Origin of the sequence: Aliirhizobium cellulosilyticum, from assembly GCF_014198105.1 — a bacterium.
Classification (GTDB): Bacteria; Pseudomonadota; Alphaproteobacteria; order Rhizobiales; family Rhizobiaceae; genus Neorhizobium; species Neorhizobium cellulosilyticum.
Genome location: NZ_JACIGW010000001.1, coordinates 522,301 through 539,227, shown reverse-complemented (window position 1 = coordinate 539,227; position 16,927 = coordinate 522,301). Strand labels below are relative to the sequence as shown.

Sequence of the window (16,927 nt, the reverse complement as noted above, 5' to 3'; positions counted from 1 at the left end):
TCTTTTTGAAGTAAATGTCTACCGCACCACCGGTTCCACTGTCAGGTCCCGGCCACTCGACGCCACGACACGGACGCGGGAGCCGACCGGCAGATCCGGCCCCATGACCGACCACATCGTATCGTCGAGCCTGATCCTCCCGCGCCCTTCCTGAATAGGTTCGGAAAGCGTCGCCGTGCGACCGATGAGGCTTTCGCCGCGACGGTTGAGCCAAGGCTCGTCGCTTGTCGTGCGTTTGCCGTTATAAATCCGCCGACCGATCACCGCGAACAGGACCGAAAGCACGGCAAACAGGAGAAGCTGAACATGCCAGCCCCAGAAGGCTGCGTCCCAGAGTGCCAGCGACAGCGCGCCGAGCACCACGGCCGCGGCACCGATCCAGATCAGGAATACGCCGGGCACCAGAAGCTCCAGCACCAACAGTACGATACCAATTATCCACCAGCCCCAGGGACCGAGACTGTTCCAGAGTTCAACCACCATCACATCACCTCTCGGAAGTCGGCGGGGTGAATGGCGGAACCACGGCGGTCACCGTCGGCGTGCTGCGCGCCGGACGTGGCTGTTGAGTACGAGGAGTGGACGGTGCCGGGCCATTGCCGTCGCCGAATACTTCCTTGGCGATGGCGCCGATGCCGCCGAGCGAACCGATCAGCGACGAGGCCTCGAGCGGCATCAGCACGATCTTGGAATTGTTGGCCTTGCCGATCTCGACCAGCGCCTCTGTGTATTTCTGCGCAACGAAGTAGTTGATCGCCTGCACGTCACCGGCAGCAATGGCTTCCGAGACGAACTGGGTCGCCCTCGCTTCGGCTTCGGCCAGACGCTCGCGTGCTTCTGCCTCGCGGAACGCCGCTTCGCGCTCGCCTTCGGCCTGAAGAACTGCAGCCTGCTTTGCACCTTCCGCCCGAAGGATTTGCGCGTTACGCGCACCTTCAGCTTCCAGCACCAGCGCACGCTTTTCGCGTTCCGCCTTCATCTGCCGCGCCATGGATTCCACCAGATCCTTCGGTGGCTGGATGTCCTTGATCTCGATACGGGTGACCTTGATGCCCCACGGGTGCACTGCCTCGTCGACCACGCGCAACAGCTTGTCGTTGATGACATCACGGTTGGACAGCAGTTCGTCGAGATCCATGGAGCCCATGACCGAGCGGATATTGGTCATCGTGATGTTCTGGATGGCATTTTCCAGATTGGCGATCTGATAGGCCGCCTGCGCCGGATTGAGCACCTGGTAGAAGGCCACGGCATCTGCGGCCACGCTGGCATTGTCCTTGGTGATGACTTCCTGTGTCGGAATGTCGAGCACCTGCTCCATCACGTTCATCTTCGCGCCGATGCGTTCGATGAACGGTGTGAGAATGTTCAGACCCGGCTGAAGCGTACGCGTGTAACGGCCGAAACGCTCGACCGTATAGGCGTACCCCTGCGGTACCGTCTTCACCAATGCAAAGAGGAGCAGGATCGCGAGGATCACCACAACGATGACGAAAATATCGAAACCACCCAAGCCCATAAAAGCCTCCCTTATGAATTGCTTAAAATCGCGGCAATCCTATTCAACCACAGCACCATTCACAAGCACAGGAAGGTAGTCTAGAAGGCACCCGAAGACCGGTCGCAGCCTACCCGGATAAAACAAGGACACCAATCATGAAGACCATCGTCGTCTGCTCCGGCGGACTGGATTCCGTTTCGCTTGCCCACAACATCGCCGCCAAGGGCGAGCTTATGGGCCTCATCTCCTTTGACTATGGCCAACGCCACAAAAAGGAGCTGGAATTTGCCGCAGCCGCTGCAGAACGCCTTGGCGTTTTCCACCAGATCATCGACATGCGCGCCATCGGCAGCCAGCTCACCGGTTCGGCGCTGACCGATGATGTCGACGTTCCCGACGGCCATTATGCCGAAGAGACGATGCGCATAACCGTCGTGCCGAACCGCAACGCCATCATGCTGACCATTGCCTTCGGCGTTGCGGCGGCACGGCAGGCGGATGCGGTGGCTATCGCCGTCCATGGCGGCGACCATTTCATCTATCCCGACTGCCGCCCAGGCTTCATAGACAGTTTCGACACAATGCAGCGCCACGCACTGGACGGCTATGCCTCGGTGAAACTGCTCGCTCCTTATGTCACCGGCTCCAAAGCCGATATCGTCACAGATGGCGCAAGGCACGGCACGCCCTTCGTCGAGACATGGTCCTGCTACAAGGGCGGCACGCGCCATTGCGGGCGCTGCGGCACCTGTGTCGAACGCCGCGAAGCCTTCCACCTCGCCGGTGTCACCGACCCGACCGACTACGAAGACCCGGTTTTCTGGAAGGCAGTCACCGAGGGCTTCAAGGCCCCGGAATTTAAGGCACAGGAGGTCCGCTGATGTATCGCATCACCAAGGAATTCCACTTCTCCGCTTCTCACCAGCTGCCGCATCTGCCGGCGGATCATCAATGCGCCCGCCTGCACGGCCATAACTACATCGTCGTGGTCGAACTGGCCTCCGCCGGTCTGAACGACGACGGTTTCGTTCGCGACTATCACGAACTAGCTCCGCTGAAGCGCTATATCGATGACGAATTCGATCACCGTCACCTGAACGAGGTTCTGGGCCATGACAAGGTGACCTCGGAATATCTGGCGAAGCATTTTTACGACTGGTGCAAACAACGCCTGCCCGAAACTTCGGCCGTCAAGGTCAGCGAAACGCCCAAGACCTGGGCTGAGTACAGACCATGACCGCATCTGCAGAAACGATCCGGATCAGCGAGATCTTCGGCCCGACCATTCAGGGCGAAGGCATGCTGATCGGCCAGCCGACCGTTTTCGTGCGCACCGGCGGCTGCGATTATCGCTGTTCCTGGTGCGATACGCTGCATGCGGTCGATAGCGCCTATCGCCACGACTGGATGCCCATGGATGCCGAGGCGATCTGGCAGGAGGTCCGCGACCTTTCGGGCGGCAGGCCGCTGATGGTCTCGCTTTCGGGCGGCAATCCGGCCATTCAGCCGTTGAAATCCCTGATCCGGCGCGGCAAGAACGACGGTTACCGATTTGCCATCGAGACCCAGGGCAGCATCGCCCGCGACTGGTTTGCCGATCTCGACGTGCTTGTCCTCTCGCCCAAACCGCCATCGAGCGGAATGGAAACGGATTGGGACGTTTTGGCCGACTGTCTTGAAGCGGCGGGAAAAGCACCGCGCATCGCACTCAAATTCGTTATCTTCGACGATACCGATTATGCGTTTGCCCGCGAGGCATCGCTGCGCTTTCCGGAACTGCCCGTCTATCTGCAGCCCGGCAACCACACGCCGCCGCCGCCGGAAGACGACGATGCCCGCATCGATCTCGACGGCATCATGGATCGGATGTTGTGGCTGGTCGACAAGGTGACGGCTGACCGCTGGTTTTCGGCAACGGTTCTGCCGCAGCTTCACGTTCTGCTTTGGGGCAACAAGCGGGGCGTCTGAGAAACGCGCCCAATTTTAATCAGCGTAGATCATCTTCTTCGTCATGCCGCCATCGACCGTCAGCACCTGACCAGTGACGAAACCGGCACTGTCGAGATAAAGCACGGCATCGGCAATATCCTTCGGTCGCCCGACGCGGCCGACCGGGTGCTGCGACTCGTCCTCATGGCTCAGATTCGTCTCCTTGGTAATCCAGCCCGGCGCAATGGCGTTGACCCGGATCGTCGGGCCGAGGCTGACGGCAAGCGCATGGGTCAGCGCCACCAGCCCGCCCTTGGACGCCGCATAGGCTTCCGAATTCGGCTCGGACATGAAGGCGCGGGTGGAAGCCATGTTGACCACCGATCCGCCGGTTTTCATCAACGGCACGACGGCTCGCGTCATAAGAAAGGCGCCGGTCAGATGGCTGTCGATCACACGGCGCCAGTCGAGATAGGACATGTCGAGGATGGAGGTGCCTAGCGCCCCGCCTGTGGCACCGGCATTGTTGACGAGCAGATCGAGACGATCCCAGCCAAGTTCGGCAATCGCGATTTCGACCGACGCTTCCTCCGCGACATCACATTCGATGGCACGAACACCTTCGACGACATGGGTCTTGCCGGAGAGGTCGAAAGAGGCAACCTCGAAACCGCGGGCAACCAGCGCCTCGCAAATCCCAGCCCCGATCAGGCCTGCTCCACCGGTAACGATTGCCTTTTTCATGGGGTGTTCCTTTGGCTAACTGGCTTCGCTGTAAGCGTCATCTTGAGCGTTGGCGCTGCCCCTCATCCGCCTGCCGGCACCTTCTCCCCGTAATGACGGGGAGAAGGACGCGAGCCGCAAGGCCTCCGTCCCTCTCGAGCATCAGGCAGGGCACGTCCCCTCTCCCCGCTTGCGGGGAGAGGGTTAGGGTGAGGGGCAGAGGCTCTCTCTAAGAGCGCACTCTACCAATCAAACCCAGCCCTGCAGCTCCCGCCGAACGACCGTTTCCAGCACATCCATGCCCCCTTCGCTGTCATTCAGACAGGGGATGTGAACAAATTTCTCGCCGCCGTGATGCATGAAGATCTCACCCGCCTCGCCGGCGATTTCTTCCAGTGTCTCGAGACAATCCGAAACGAAGCCCGGGTTCATGATGGCGACACGCTTGATGCCCTCTGCCGCCAGCCCTTCCATCGTCTTGTCTGTATAGGGCTGCAGCCATTCTTCCGGGCCGAAACGCGACTGGAAGGTGATCCGCAACTGATCCTCGCGATAGCCGAGTTTTTCGCGCAACAGCCGCGCCGTCTTCTGGCAGAAACACTGATAGGGATCGCCGGCCTTGAAATAGGACTGCGGGATGCCGTGGAACGAGGTGATCAGCAGCTGCGGTTCCCAGTCGAGCGATGACAGCGTCTGGCGCACCGAGTTTGCCAAGGCTTCGATATAGACCGGATCGTCATGATAGGTCGGCACCGTGCGCACGGCCGGCTGCCAGCGCATCTTCATCAGGTGCTCGAACGCCTTGTCGTTGACGGTCGCGGTCGTCGCTGCCGCATATTGCGGGTAAAGCGGGAAAAGCACGATGCGGTTGCAGCCTTGCGCCTTCAGGTCATCGATCTTCGAGGCGATCGACGGACTGCCGTAACGCATGCCCCAGTCGACCACGACATTCGGCAGATCCTTCAGCCGCTCGGCCATCAGCTCACCCTGGTTGCGGGTATAGGTGCGCAGATAGCTTTCGTTGAGATCCTTGTTCCAGATCTCCTCATACGCTTTGCCGACCTTCTGCGGCCGCTTGTTCAGGACGATGCCGTAAAGGATCGGGTACCAATAGAGCTTCGACCATTCGATGACGCGGCTATCGGACAGGAATTCGGCGAGATAACGCCGCATCGACCAGTAGTCGGTACCATCGGGCGTGCCGAGATTGACCAGCAGCACGCCGACCTTGCCAAAGGAAACGGACGGATGGGATGCGGGCATGGAGGCAGAAGACGTGCTCATGAAAGCTTTCCAGATATGCGAACCGAAACCATTACGGCGATCGACGGGCTGCGGATCATTTAGAAACAAAAAACGGCTCGGGAAACCCCGAGCCGCAATCGTCGCTGAGACAATTTGTCCCGATCCAATGATTTAGTTTATCAATCCCGGCCTTGACCGGGATCAAGAACCTCACTTGGCCGGCAGTTCCAGCTCTGCGCCGACCTGGATGAGGTTCGGATGACGCAGGCTGTTGGCCTTAGCAATTTCGGTCCAGCGCTCGCCGTCACCATAAGTGCTTTCAGCGATCTTCCACAGCGAGTCGCCCTTTACGACCGTGTACTTGCTCGGACCCGCAGCCGGCGGAGTTGTCTGCCCCTGCGCTTCGACTGCGGCCGGAGCCGTTGCAGCGGGAGCCTGGGCAGTGGTTGCCGGTGCAGGAGCAGCCGGAGCAGGCGTTGCGGCTGGCGCCGCGGCAGCCGGTGCAGCAGCCGGGGCCGGCGGCGGAGGCGGCGTGTAGCCAGCCGGCGTCAGGTCGGTGATGCGTCCATCCGTGTAAGGCTTGTAGGGATTGTGAGCCGTAAGATAATCGGCAACCGCCTGCTCAAGGTTGGGACCGAAGTCATAGGCGTTTTGCGCAGCAGTCGCAAAGATCTTGAACCCGTCACCGCCACCACGAACATAGTTGTTGGTGACGACGCCATAGACCTTGTTCGGATCGATCGCCACGAAGGCTTCGCCTTCCTTGACCTGCACGTCGCTGATACGCGAGCCGACCGGCTTCGACTTGTCGAAGGAGAACTTCATGCCTGCGACCTGCGGGAAGCGGCCTGCGCCATCATCGATCTGGCTGACGCCGTTTTCGAGCGCGGCAACGAGATCAGACCCCTTGATCTGGAAAGTGGCGATCGTGTTCTGGAAGGGAAGAACGGTCAGCACTTCACCCATCGTCACTTCGCCTGAATCGATGGAGGCGCGCAGACCACCGCCGTTCTGGATGGAGATGGTGATGCCCTGATCCTTGACGCGATCGAGCTGTGCGTCGGCAAGCAGGTTGCCCATCGAGCATTCGGCTGCGCGGCAAATCTTGCGGTCGCCCTCTATCGCCGTTTCGGTCGAGCCGACGACCTTCTTCTTCAGCTCGTCGATCGGCGCCTTCAACTCGTCGACGCGCTTGACCATGTCCGCATTCGGCTGGAACTTGACATCGACCGGGATTGGTTCGCCTTCGGCCGACTTGACCACGCCGTTGTCGTCGAACACGATCTTCAGGTCGCCCAGGTAACGGCTGTACTGGAATGCCTGCACGACCGGAACCTTGTAGCCGCCCGGATTATCCACCCAGGTCGGATAAGGACCGGCGGCACCCTTGACGGTGTTCGAAAGAAGCGTGTGCGTGTGGCCGCCGACAACGACGTCGACATCCGGGATTTTGGCGATATAGGCGAGGTCACGCGGATAACCGACATGAGTAAGCGCGATAATCTTGGTCACGCCTTCTGCCTTCACCGCCTGTACGGCTTCGGTGATCTTGGCGATATCGTCTGCAATGGTGATGTTCGGACCGGGATTTGCAATTTCCGGCGTATCGTTGGTCACCGCACCGACGATACCGATCTTCTGGCCACCGACTTCGAGAACGATATGGGGCTTGATGCGGTCACCGACCTTGGAAGCTGCGGAAGCAACGACGTTTGCGGTCACAACCGGGAACTGGATCTTGTCGAGGAATGTGGCGAGAACATCGTCCGAATCGTCGAATTCATGGTTGCCGACGGTCATCGCGTCGAACTTCATAGCATTCAGGACTTCGGCTTCGACGGCGCCCTTGTAGGTCGTGTAGAACAGCGAGCCCTGGAAGTTGTCGCCGGCATTGAGTAGCAGGACATTCTTGTTGTCGGCCTTCAGCGCATCGCGCGTCTGGTTGATCGCGGTCAGCAGGCGCGCAGCACCGCCGAAGCACTCACCCTTGCCTTCTTCTTCGGCCGAGCAAGTGGAATCGAATTTGTTGACGGATTCGATACGGGAGTGAAAATCGTTGATGTGCAGGATGTTGAGTTCATAGTCGGCAAACGCCACACCACTCGACAAGGCCATGACCGATGCGGTCAACAGCCCTAATCCCATAGTCTTCATCATCATTTCTCTCCTTGTTTAATCACCGTGCAGAACGCACGGCTGTTCCCGATTGTCTTAACTTTTCAGCGTGACAGTGATTGTGCACTGCATGCTTTCACCAAGCAAAATCGGTTTCAAGGCAAATATGACAAGAGCGCACTGCATCATTTTGCCTCCATAACGCGAAAACCCCGCTTGCGCAGGGTTCTCAAGAGACTTCGAATGTTGTGCGCTAAAATCAGATGCGTCGCGTCAGCGAGAACTGCGCGCCGCTATCCTGGGTGCAGTTGAGCTGGCTGGTGCTCACGAGCGAGCAGTTGACGCGCGACTGGGTCTTGCGCACCAGAGAGGTCATGTTGATCTCGACCAGCGTTGGCGAAAGCGTCGTATAGGTACCGGATGCCAGCAGCGCGTTGCTGTCGCTGGCGCGGGTATTGAACGTCCCCGCCTGGAAGGTCGAGACGATGCCGTTCGGATCGACCCAGCTTCCTTCGACGCCCTGCGGCTGCGGGGCCGCAGCCATCTGCCGCGGCGGCGGCGAAGACACGCAAGCACTCAGACTGGCAGCTGCGATCAGCGCAAAGCCCATTTTCAGTTTCATGATTTATCTCCCGCGATTCGCTCGGTCATACGTAACAAGGACCATGGCGTCCCGCTTCATCTATGGCAAGCCGCCAGCTTGTACAGTGTCGGGACATTCTGTCTCTACAGAAAACGCCCGCTTTTGCGCGGGCGTTTCCAAAATACACAAAAAGATCGGCAACAAGCCAGTGCTTACCGCACCAGAATGTTCTTGAACTGCCAGGCATCCTTCTCGTCGATATCTTCAGGGAAGAGACCCGGACGACCTTCGAGCGGGGTCCAGTCGGTGTAATGACCTTCGACCGGGCCAAGGTAAGGCGTCTGCACTTCGAGGCAGCGCTTGTAATCCACCTCGTCGGCCTCGACGATGCCTGCCTTCGGATTTTCCAACGCCCATACCATGCCGGCAAGAACAGCCGACGTCACCTGCAGACCGGTGGCGTTCTGGTAAGGCGCAATGCGGCGGGTTTCTTCCAGCGACAGGCGCGAACCGAACCAGTAGGCGTTCTTTTCGTGGCCGTAGAGCAGCACGCCGAGTTCGTCGACGCCGTCTTCAAGCTCATGCTCGTCGAGAACATGCAGGACAGGCTGCTGGTTGCCGCCATTGCCGAACATTTCGTGCAGCGACAGAACCGCGTCATTGGCCGGGTGGTAGGCGTAGTGGCAGGTCGGGCGGTAAACGACTTCGCCGTCCTTCTCTACCGTGAAGTAATCGGCAATCGAGATCGACTCGTTATGGGTGACGAGGAAACCGTATTGCGGGCCGGGCGTCGGGCACCAGGTGCGAACGCGGGTATTGGCACCCGGCTGTTCCAGATAGATGGCGGCCTGGCAGCCCTTCTTGTGCTTCTTGGCGTTCTTCGGCATCCAGTTTTCATGGGTGCCCCAGCCGAGTTCGGCCGGCTGAAGACCTTCCGAGATGAAGCCTTCGACAGACCATGTGTTCCAGAATACGTTGAGCGGCTTCGGATGCTTGGTGCGCTGCGTATCGCGCTCGGCAATATGTACGCCCTTGACGCCGAGCTTCTTCATCAGCTTGGCCCAGCCTTCGCGATCGTTCTGATCCGGCTCGTCGAATTTCAGGCCCGTGTCGTTGGCGAGATTGACCAGAGCCTGCTTGACGAACCACGAGACCATGCCCGGGTTTGCGCCGCAGGTGGAAACGGCCGTCGTGCCGCCCGGGTTCTTCTTCTTCTCATGGCGCACGGTTTCGCGCAGCGCATAGTTGGTGCGGTCGGAATTCTTCAGGCTCTTGTCGAAATAGAAGCCAAGCCACGGCTCGACGACCGTATCGATGTAAAGAACATCGAGCTTGCGGCAGAGCTTCATCAGGTCAAGCGAGCCGGTATCAACCGACAAATTGACGCAGAAACCCTGCCCGCCCTTGCCGTCGTCCAGCAATGGCTTGAGAAGCGTCTTGTAATTGTCCTTGGTGACGTGTTCCTTGATGTGGCGAACACCGTGCTTGGCAAGAATTTCCATGTCGGAAGGTTCTTCGCGCGGGTCGATGACCACCATCCGGCTCTTGTCGAACTTGAAATGGCGCTCGATCAGCGGCAGCGTGCCGCGACCGATCGAACCGAAGCCGATCATCACGATCGGGCCGGTAATTTCAGCATGGACCGGGTAGTTGGTATCCGACATGTCATACTCCCTAAAAATCGACTGCTCTATGCAAACCGCAGCCTGGCTTCACGCATAATCAGCGAGTGTGACGCTGTTCTGATGCGCGGCCCTAGATCACAAAAATCAGTCACAATAAAGGGCTTGTGCCGGGATCGCGACAAGGACAGCATACTATTCTGCCAAAGTCTTAACCGGCTCCGTTCGGCGCAGCAAACCGACAAGCTCGACGCGCTTTTCCGTCAGCCCCTTGTAGGTGACTTCTACATCCGACATCGCTTCCAGCTGCTCCGCCATCGAGGCTGCAAGTTCCACTGCATTCGGTTGCGCAAGAATTGCGGAAACCGGATCGAGATAGATGCGAATGGTGAAAAGGATATCGCCCGAAACCGGCAGCTTGCGCAGTGTCTGACGCTCCACCCGGATGAAGGCCTTGTCCGCAGACACCCCGCGTTTTTCTTCTGCCGATTTCGCATCCGGGTGATACAGCGCATGCGACCAGTTCACCGACCAGTTCCAGCGAACCACGATCCGGTCCGCGGAGAGATTGTCGAACATCCGGTTGATCAGCCCGGCATTGCGGCTGCCGCCTTCGAAGCCCGGCACCGGAGCATGCACCTCATCCATCGACAGGCCGAATTTCTCCGACAGACGCCAGGACGACGGGAAAGCCAGAAATGCCGCGGCAATTCGCCATCCGTTTTCGCCTTTGCGCATGATCACCAGATCGTCCTGCACCAGCAGTCCGGCCCGATGCAGCGGCATCATCTCTTGATCCGCAATATCCGGATCGAGGCCCGCGATGCGCATATCATTGCCAACCAGACGGTAATTCTCCGGATGATATTGCGGCAGATAGTCGATCAGGAGATCGAGAACTTCCTGCTGCGCCTCCTGCGTACCCGCCTCGGCGCGCAGCACAAGCTCGCCATGCTCCGCCACCAGATTGCGTTTCAGCAATACCTGCTCTGCTAGATCGCCATCGGGCTCGATCCAGCGCTCAGGTTCCAGTTGCAGAAGACCGATCGTGAAGGGTTTCGACGAACCGTCGTAAGGTGTGTAGGTCGGGGCTATAGGGGCAGGCATCGGATCCGCGACATCTCCTGTTTGACGCAGTGTCGTTTCAAGACCGCGTCTTTTCAAGCGCTTTGGAACAGATCAGAGCAACTCGGCCCGAATAAGCCCGCGAAGCGAATTACCGACGAAAATCTTTCGCCCTGCCGTCATCGCCTCCTGCAAATCGGCAGGTTTCAGAACCGCCCCCTTGGCGCGACGCTCGCGGATCAGGTCGGCGCGCAGCACGCCGGGCAGGATGCCGCTGGTGATCGGCGGGGTCATGAGCATGCCCTCCTGATCCTCAACGAACAGGTTGGTGATCGTGCCCTCGCACATCTCGCCGCGCTCGTTGGTCAAAAGCACTTCATCGGCTTCGTCGGCGGAAAACTCGGCACGCGCCGCTTCATAAGGCTCGCGCCGTGAGGTCTTGTGGCGATAGAGCGGATCGTCAGACTTCAGCTTCGTCGTCCCGATCCTGACTTTCCAGACGGTCTCCGGAGACTGGATGACGAACGGAGCCGTCGTCACCTCGATCTTGCCGCGAAATGACATGACCAGGCGAACACGCAGCGGCTCATCACCATCGACGGCGTCATCGAGCGCTCTGCGGGCGTCCTGCGGCTGGCGAAAACCGAGCGCATCTGCCGAGCGGCTGAGCCGGCGCAAATGCTGCTCCAGACGGACGAACCCGTCCTCGGGCGTCCAGCGCATCGTCTCGATCAACGAGAAATCCATTGGTCTCCCACCGCAAACCTGGCCTTCAACAGGCACTCTTCATATTCCGCCTGCGGCATCGAATCGAAGACTATACCGCCGCCGACATTGAAAACTGCCCTTCCGCCGGAAAAAAGGCTGATCGTGCGGATAGCCACCGAAAATCGCATCGGCCCTGCCGGATCACACCAGCCGATCGCTCCGCAATAGACATCCCGCGGCACCCTTTCCAGCTTTTGCAGGATCGTCATGGCGGAAAGCTTCGGCGCACCGGTGATCGACCCGCAGGGAAACAGCGCCCGCATGATCTCCGGCAGACCCGCATCCGGCAAAAGCCGGGCGCGGACATGGCTCACCATCTGGTGCACGGTCGGATAGGTCTCGATCTCGAACAGTTTCGGCACCAAAAGCGTGCCCGCCTCGCTGACATGCGAGATATCGTTTCGCAACAGATCGACGATCATCCGGTTTTCCGCCAGCGTCTTTTCATCCGCCAGCATCTGCTGCTTGATCGCCTCGTCTTCCTCGGGCGTAGCGCCGCGTGCGGCCGTCCCCTTCATCGGATGGGTCTCGATCCAGCCATTCTCGTCGATGGAGAAGAACAATTCCGGCGACCGCGAGACGATGGCGGGACCGCCAAGCTCGGCAAGCGCTCCGTAACGGACCGGCTGGCGCGCGATCAGCGACCAGAACAGCTCCCGCGCATCCCCCGGCCAATGCGCTTCTATCGGCATGGTGAGATTACCCTGAAAACAGTCTCCCTTGCGCAGGTGATCATGCAGGACGGAAAAACGGGCGGCATAACTCTCTTCGTTCCAGGCCGCATGCGGCTCGCTCAAGGTCGCGTCGGACTTGAGCCCTGCCGGCGGCTCCAGCCTCGGATAACCATCGTCGACCGGTCTGTCGAACACGCCCATGCAGACGAGCGGCGTCTCCCGGCACTCCGGCACAAGCGGTCGAAGCTTTTCCTCGAACGCATAACCAGCCTCGTAAGCAAGGTAACCGGCAAGCCACTTGCCGGAGGCCCGGCATTCTTCCAGCCGTCGCAAAGCCGGAATGACCTCGTCGACACGGCGCGCAATAACCAGCTCACTCGGAGACGCAAACAGAAGCTGCCGCTCGGCAAGATCGTCACGAAACAGAATATAGGGAGAAGAATTCCGATCCATGTCCCTTAGCCGCAGCGGCTCCCTGCCCGTTCCTAATCCCGCCAGCATTGCGGATCTCACGCGCCATAACACCGCCGCCACGCAGTTTGAAGCGCGGACTGCGAAATCCACTGCCGCATCTCATCCGTTTGAAAGCGTTTGGCTCTGGCGAAAACCGCGCAGGTGATCCACCAGCGCGCGCAGTTTCGGCGCCATGTTGCGGCGGCTCGGATAATACAGATAGAAACCCGGAAATTGAGGGCAGAACTGCTCGAGGATCGGCACAAGCTCTCCACGCTTGATGGCTGCCCGAAAACTGTCCTCCATGCCGAAGCTGATACCGGCGCCGGCGACCGCAAGCTTGATCATCAACGCCATGTCGGTCGTCGTGATCGCATCGTTGACTGCGACGGAAATTTCCCGCCCGTCTTCCTCGAATTCCCAGCGATAAGCCGGCAGGTTGGGGGCCTTGCGCCAGCCGACGCAGCGGCGCTCGGTCAGTTCGCGCGGGTGAGCGGGCACCCCGAAGCGCTTGATATAGTCTGGCGATGCGACGGCAAGCTGGCGCTGCTCGCCCGATACCGGAACCGCGATCATGTCCTGGGCAATCACCTCCCCTAGCCGCACGCCGGCATCATAGCCCTCCTCGACGATATCGAATTCCTCATCGGTGACGGTGACATGCAGCCTGACCTCAGGATTACGCTCCGCAAACGACGCGAGCATCGGCCCGGAAAGAAAACTCTCGGCGATGGACGAGACTGCAAGCCGCAATTGCCCGCGTGGCCTGTCCCGTTGGCTTGCCACAATCTCGATGGCAGCCTGCATGCCGGAAAATGCCGGGGCCACTTCCGCATAAAGCCGCTCGCCCGCTTCGGTCAGGGCAACGCTGCGGGTGGTGCGCGAAACCACAGCAATACCAAGTGCTTCCTCCAGCTTGCGGATCGTCTGGCTGACTGCCGAGCGTGTGACGCCCAACCGGTCCGCCGTGGCGCGAAAACTCTTCTCTTCGGCAACGATGACGAAAGCGGCAAGGGCATTGAAGTCAGGCAACATTGGTTAGCTTCACTTACCAAACTGGAAAACACTAAGCGACTTATCGCGACAATGCACTGCGACTACCTTTCTGGCAACCGCAATCAAGCGGCAAACATGGAAGGAAATGTCATGGAAAAGGTTGTTCTCATCACCGGCGCTTCCAGCGGCATCGGAGCAGGAATTGCGCGTGAACTGGCAAAGGCCGGAGCAACTGTGGTGCTCGGCGCGCGACGTACCGAACGTCTCGAAGAACTGGCCGATGAAATCCGCCAGAACGGCGGCAAAGTCATGACCCGCAGGCTCGACGTGACGAACCGCGCCGATGTCGCAGCCTTTGCCGATGCGGCAAGAGCAGAATTCGGCCGCGTCGACGTCATCGTCAACAATGCTGGCATTATGCCCTTGTCACCCATGGCCTCGATGAAGGTCGACGAATGGGACCGCATGGTCGATGTCAACATCAAGGGCGTTCTTCACGGCGTGGCTGCCGTCCTGCCCGAGATGACGGAACGCGGCTCCGGCCACATCATCAACATAGCCTCGATCGGTGCACTCCAGGTCGTGCCGACGGCGGCCGTCTATTGCGCCACGAAATTCGCCGTGCGGGCCATTTCGGACGGGCTGCGACAGGAGAACGACAGGCTGCGTGTCACTTGCATCCATCCCGGCGTGGTGGAAAGCGAGCTGGCCAGCACGATCACCGATCCGGTTGCCGCCGAAGGCATGAAGACCTACCGGGCCATCGCCCTCAAGCCTGATGCAATCGCCCGCGCGGTGCGCTTCGCCATCGAGCAGCCCGAGGATGTCGACGTCAACGAGATCGTCGTGCGCCCGACACGTTCTTCCTACTGATCCCAATCCGGATTGGACCCGATCATGCAATCATTGAGGAGATAGTGATGCTTCAAAAGATCAGATCCCATGTCGCCACTACCGGCGCAATTGCCCTTCTGGGGCTTGCCTCTCAGCCGGCATTCGGACAGACGACCGAGGAGAGGCGCGAACGCGGCGCAGCCGTAATCCGCGAACTCAACAACGGGAAGACCCAGCCCAATCTGGAGGCCATGCGGCACGAATTCCCGTTCCTTGCAGAGGCAACCGAGGCCTATGCACTGGGTGATGTCTGGTCGCGTCCCGGCCTTGATAACCGGACACGCCAGATGGCGGCAGTGGCAGCCTTCGCAGCCATCGGGGAGACAGCCATGATGCGTGTCCACGCGGGCTATGCGCTCAATATCGGTGCGACCGAAGAAGAACTGAAGGAACTCATCTACATGGTCACGGTCCCTGCTGGCTTCCCCAAGGCGATTGCCGCATCACAGACGCTGTCGCAGCTATTCGAGGAAAGACGCGCCATGAACGAAGTGGAAAACGGTGAGGCTCGTCCATGAGGATCTTGAACAACCCCCTTGCCGTCATTGTCGGCATTATCATCGCCACCGCCACCTCGCTTGGCGCGGTTGTCCATATGGCAAAAGCAGAGAATAGCATGAGCACTCAGGCGCAAGCCCAAAACCACCCCTATCTCGGCATGTGGGTAACCGGCGATGGCCGGATACGCCAGGAGCTCTTGCCCACCGGTCGTTATGACGAGGCCCGGGGAAACAGGAAGAGCGCATATCAGGGCCGTTATGTCGTGACCGGCGCTCATATTGATTACTGGGACGATACCGGCTTTACCGCCGACGGGACATTCGTGGAAAAAGACGTCCTGCATCACGGCGGCATGATATTCTACCGGGAGAAATGAAGACGCTCAGGCCGCTGGCGTGCCCTGGTGAAAAACCATGCGCCAGCGACCATCCTTTTCCAGGCGCCAGATCGAACTGCGATTGGTCCGCAGTTCGATCCCGTCATCATTGAAGCGGATACCGCGATAGGTCGCGAGCAAAATTTCCTCGCTCAGAAGCGATATGGTGAAATCCTCGATGGCCGTTTTTGCGACCGTCACTTCAGTCGTCAGACCTGCAAGGATTTCCGCAAGGCCATAGGACCGGCCAGAGCGGCCGAATTCACGAAAATCCGGCGCGAGGATCTCAAGCAGGCGCGCCCTTGAAGACCGCACCTCCTTCGTTTGAAGCGCCACCTCGAGAGCATGAAGATGGGCTTGAAGATCCGGCAACGGGTCCGGCCTCAGGCCACCCCAACCCGCAACAGGTCGTGGAAATGCACGATACCAATCGGTCGCTTTTCCTCGTCGACCACCAGAAGAGCACCGATACTGTGCTTGTTGAGAAGCGCCATGGCAGCCGTCGCAAGTGTCGTCTTGCCGACCGTTTTCGGATTGGCCGTCATGACTTCGTCAACGATCATCGTACCAAGATTGCCATCGAGATGACGGGCGATGTCGCCATCGGTCAGGACGCCGCAGATACGTCCCTCATCATCAATCACGCCGACACAGCCGAACCGCTTGGCAGAAAGCTCGCGGATCGCATCAGGCATCGACGCGCCCTTGTTCACCAACGGCAGGCGATCTCCCGTATGCATCAGGTCGCTGACATGAGATAGCATAGCGCCAAGCTTGCCGCCCGGATGATAGACGCGAAAATCAGCTGCAGAGAACCCACGCGCCTCAAGCAGGGCCACGGCAAGCGCATCGCCGAGTGCGAGTTGCATCAGCGTAGACGTTGTGGGCGCCAATCCATGCGGGCATGCCTCCTGCGCCTTCGGCAGCAACAGCACGATGTCTGCTTCACGCGCAAGCGTCGATGTTTCGCCCGAGGTTAGCGCGATCAAGGGAACGGAGAAGCGACGGGTGAAGGAGACGATACCCTGCAACTCGGCAGTCTCGCCACTCCACGACAAGGCCAGCACCACATCGCCGGGCGCAATCATGCCGAGATCGCCATGATTTGCCTCGACGGGATGAACGAAGAAAGACGGCGTACCGGTCGAGGCAAGGCTCGCCGAAATCTTGCGGCCGATATGCCCGCTCTTGCCGACACCGGTGATCACCACTCGACCATCGATTGCGCCAATTGTCTCCACAGCCTGTCGAAAGGCTGGCCCAAGGGTATCCTTCAGAGTCTCCTCAAGAGCGCTAAGCCCTTGTTGTCCGAAAGCAATTGTCCGCAAGGCGGAATCGACGACATCATGTTCGACGAGTTGTAATGCGCGCTTGATCATGGCGGCAGGATTAGTCCCTTTTCCGCCTCAAGTCCATCGGCTTTCGGCGCGGTCCTTTGTCCATCCACTACCGGCCGGCTATTTCAACCAATCCTTAACCACA

The 16,927-nt window shown here is 59.5% G+C and carries 19 protein-coding genes; 6 read left to right on the top strand and 13 right to left on the bottom strand.

Annotated features, from left to right (window positions below; genetic code table 11):
- Positions 1 to 18: 18 nt before the first annotated feature.
- Both GGE33_RS02340 and GGE33_RS02335 read right to left on the bottom strand, forming a co-directional pair.
- Positions 19 to 483, bottom strand: coding sequence for an NfeD family protein (locus GGE33_RS02340; RefSeq protein ID WP_183821101.1), 465 nt, complete (start codon positions 481 to 483; stop codon positions 19 to 21).
- Between the two features lie 4 nt (positions 484 to 487).
- Positions 488 to 1,519: an SPFH domain-containing protein gene (locus GGE33_RS02335; RefSeq protein WP_148143507.1), complete on the bottom strand. Its 1,032-nt coding sequence runs from the start codon at positions 1,517 to 1,519 to the stop codon at positions 488 to 490.
- Positions 1,520 to 1,656: 137 nt separating this feature from the next.
- Here GGE33_RS02335 and queC point away from each other — a divergent pair, with 137 nt between their 5' ends.
- Genes queC through queE form a run of 3 tightly spaced genes read left to right on the top strand, consistent with a single transcriptional unit; the run spans position 1,657 to position 3,469 of the window.
- The gene (gene queC / locus GGE33_RS02330) at positions 1,657 to 2,382 is read left to right on the top strand and encodes a 7-cyano-7-deazaguanine synthase QueC (protein WP_183821100.1); all 726 of its coding nucleotides are present in this window, start codon (positions 1,657 to 1,659) and stop codon (positions 2,380 to 2,382) included.
- Entirely contained in the window at positions 2,382 to 2,738 is a 357-nt protein-coding gene (queD, locus tag GGE33_RS02325) for a 6-carboxytetrahydropterin synthase QueD (RefSeq protein WP_183821099.1), read from the top strand. Before queC ends, queD begins: the two co-directional genes overlap by 1 nt.
- Complete coding sequence (queE, locus tag GGE33_RS02320) at positions 2,735 to 3,469, top strand: 7-carboxy-7-deazaguanine synthase QueE (RefSeq protein WP_183821098.1); 735 nt, start codon at positions 2,735 to 2,737, stop codon at positions 3,467 to 3,469. The genes queD and queE overlap by 4 nt, the downstream gene beginning before the upstream one ends.
- A gap of 15 nt (positions 3,470 to 3,484) precedes the next feature.
- On the opposite strand, the gene GGE33_RS02315 is transcribed toward queE, so the two are convergent.
- The 9 genes from GGE33_RS02315 to GGE33_RS02275 form a co-directional block, all read right to left on the bottom strand.
- Positions 3,485 to 4,174 carry an SDR family oxidoreductase gene (locus GGE33_RS02315; RefSeq protein WP_183821097.1) on the bottom strand — a complete coding sequence of 230 codons (690 nt, stop codon included), beginning with the start codon at positions 4,172 to 4,174 and terminating at the stop codon, positions 3,485 to 3,487.
- Positions 4,175 to 4,402: 228 nt separating this feature from the next.
- On the bottom strand, positions 4,403 to 5,437 hold the full coding sequence (gene hemH / locus GGE33_RS02310) for a ferrochelatase (protein ID WP_183821096.1): 1,035 nt from the start codon (positions 5,435 to 5,437) through the stop codon (positions 4,403 to 4,405).
- Between the two features lie 171 nt (positions 5,438 to 5,608).
- On the bottom strand, positions 5,609 to 7,555 hold the full coding sequence (locus GGE33_RS02305; protein ID WP_183821095.1) for a 5'-nucleotidase C-terminal domain-containing protein: 1,947 nt from the start codon (positions 7,553 to 7,555) through the stop codon (positions 5,609 to 5,611).
- Between the two features lie 217 nt (positions 7,556 to 7,772).
- Entirely contained in the window at positions 7,773 to 8,135 is a 363-nt protein-coding gene (gene omp10, locus GGE33_RS02300; RefSeq protein ID WP_148143492.1) for an outer membrane lipoprotein Omp10, read from the bottom strand.
- 173 nt (positions 8,136 to 8,308) lie between these two features.
- The gene (locus tag GGE33_RS02295) at positions 8,309 to 9,760 is read right to left on the bottom strand and encodes a homospermidine synthase (protein WP_183821094.1); all 1,452 of its coding nucleotides are present in this window, start codon (positions 9,758 to 9,760) and stop codon (positions 8,309 to 8,311) included.
- Between the two features lie 153 nt (positions 9,761 to 9,913).
- Complete coding sequence (locus tag GGE33_RS02290) at positions 9,914 to 10,825, bottom strand: heme-dependent oxidative N-demethylase family protein (RefSeq protein ID WP_183821093.1); 912 nt, start codon at positions 10,823 to 10,825, stop codon at positions 9,914 to 9,916.
- Between the two features lie 72 nt (positions 10,826 to 10,897).
- Positions 10,898 to 11,530: an aminotransferase class IV family protein gene (locus tag GGE33_RS02285; protein WP_183821092.1), complete on the bottom strand. Its 633-nt coding sequence runs from the start codon at positions 11,528 to 11,530 to the stop codon at positions 10,898 to 10,900.
- Positions 11,515 to 12,678, bottom strand: coding sequence for an aminodeoxychorismate synthase component I (locus tag GGE33_RS02280; protein WP_183821091.1), 1,164 nt, complete (start codon positions 12,676 to 12,678; stop codon positions 11,515 to 11,517). The genes GGE33_RS02285 and GGE33_RS02280 overlap by 16 nt, the downstream gene beginning before the upstream one ends.
- 120 nt (positions 12,679 to 12,798) lie before the next feature.
- On the bottom strand, positions 12,799 to 13,713 hold the full coding sequence (locus GGE33_RS02275) for a LysR family transcriptional regulator (RefSeq protein ID WP_183821090.1): 915 nt from the start codon (positions 13,711 to 13,713) through the stop codon (positions 12,799 to 12,801).
- 111 nt (positions 13,714 to 13,824) lie between these two features.
- On the opposite strand from GGE33_RS02275, the gene GGE33_RS02270 reads away from it, so the two are divergent.
- The 3 genes from GGE33_RS02270 to GGE33_RS02260 all read left to right on the top strand — a co-directional run bounded on the left by GGE33_RS02270 (position 13,825) and on the right by GGE33_RS02260 (position 15,445).
- Positions 13,825 to 14,547, top strand: a complete 723-nt coding sequence (locus GGE33_RS02270) for an SDR family oxidoreductase (RefSeq protein WP_148143480.1) — start codon at positions 13,825 to 13,827, stop codon at positions 14,545 to 14,547.
- 47 nt (positions 14,548 to 14,594) lie between these two features.
- Positions 14,595 to 15,086, top strand: a complete 492-nt coding sequence (locus GGE33_RS02265; RefSeq protein WP_183821089.1) for a carboxymuconolactone decarboxylase family protein — start codon at positions 14,595 to 14,597, stop codon at positions 15,084 to 15,086.
- A gap of 77 nt (positions 15,087 to 15,163) precedes the next feature.
- On the top strand, positions 15,164 to 15,445 hold the full coding sequence (locus GGE33_RS02260) for an Atu4866 domain-containing protein (RefSeq protein ID WP_394353634.1): 282 nt from the start codon (positions 15,164 to 15,166) through the stop codon (positions 15,443 to 15,445).
- Between the two features lie 6 nt (positions 15,446 to 15,451).
- Here the strand turns inward: GGE33_RS02260 and GGE33_RS02255 are convergent, their stop codons facing one another.
- Complete coding sequence (locus GGE33_RS02255) at positions 15,452 to 15,817, bottom strand: nuclear transport factor 2 family protein (RefSeq protein ID WP_183821088.1); 366 nt, start codon at positions 15,815 to 15,817, stop codon at positions 15,452 to 15,454.
- 11 nt (positions 15,818 to 15,828) lie between these two features.
- Positions 15,829 to 16,824, bottom strand: coding sequence for a KpsF/GutQ family sugar-phosphate isomerase (locus GGE33_RS02250; protein WP_183821087.1), 996 nt, complete (start codon positions 16,822 to 16,824; stop codon positions 15,829 to 15,831).
- Between the last annotated feature and the right edge of the window lie 103 nt (positions 16,825 to 16,927).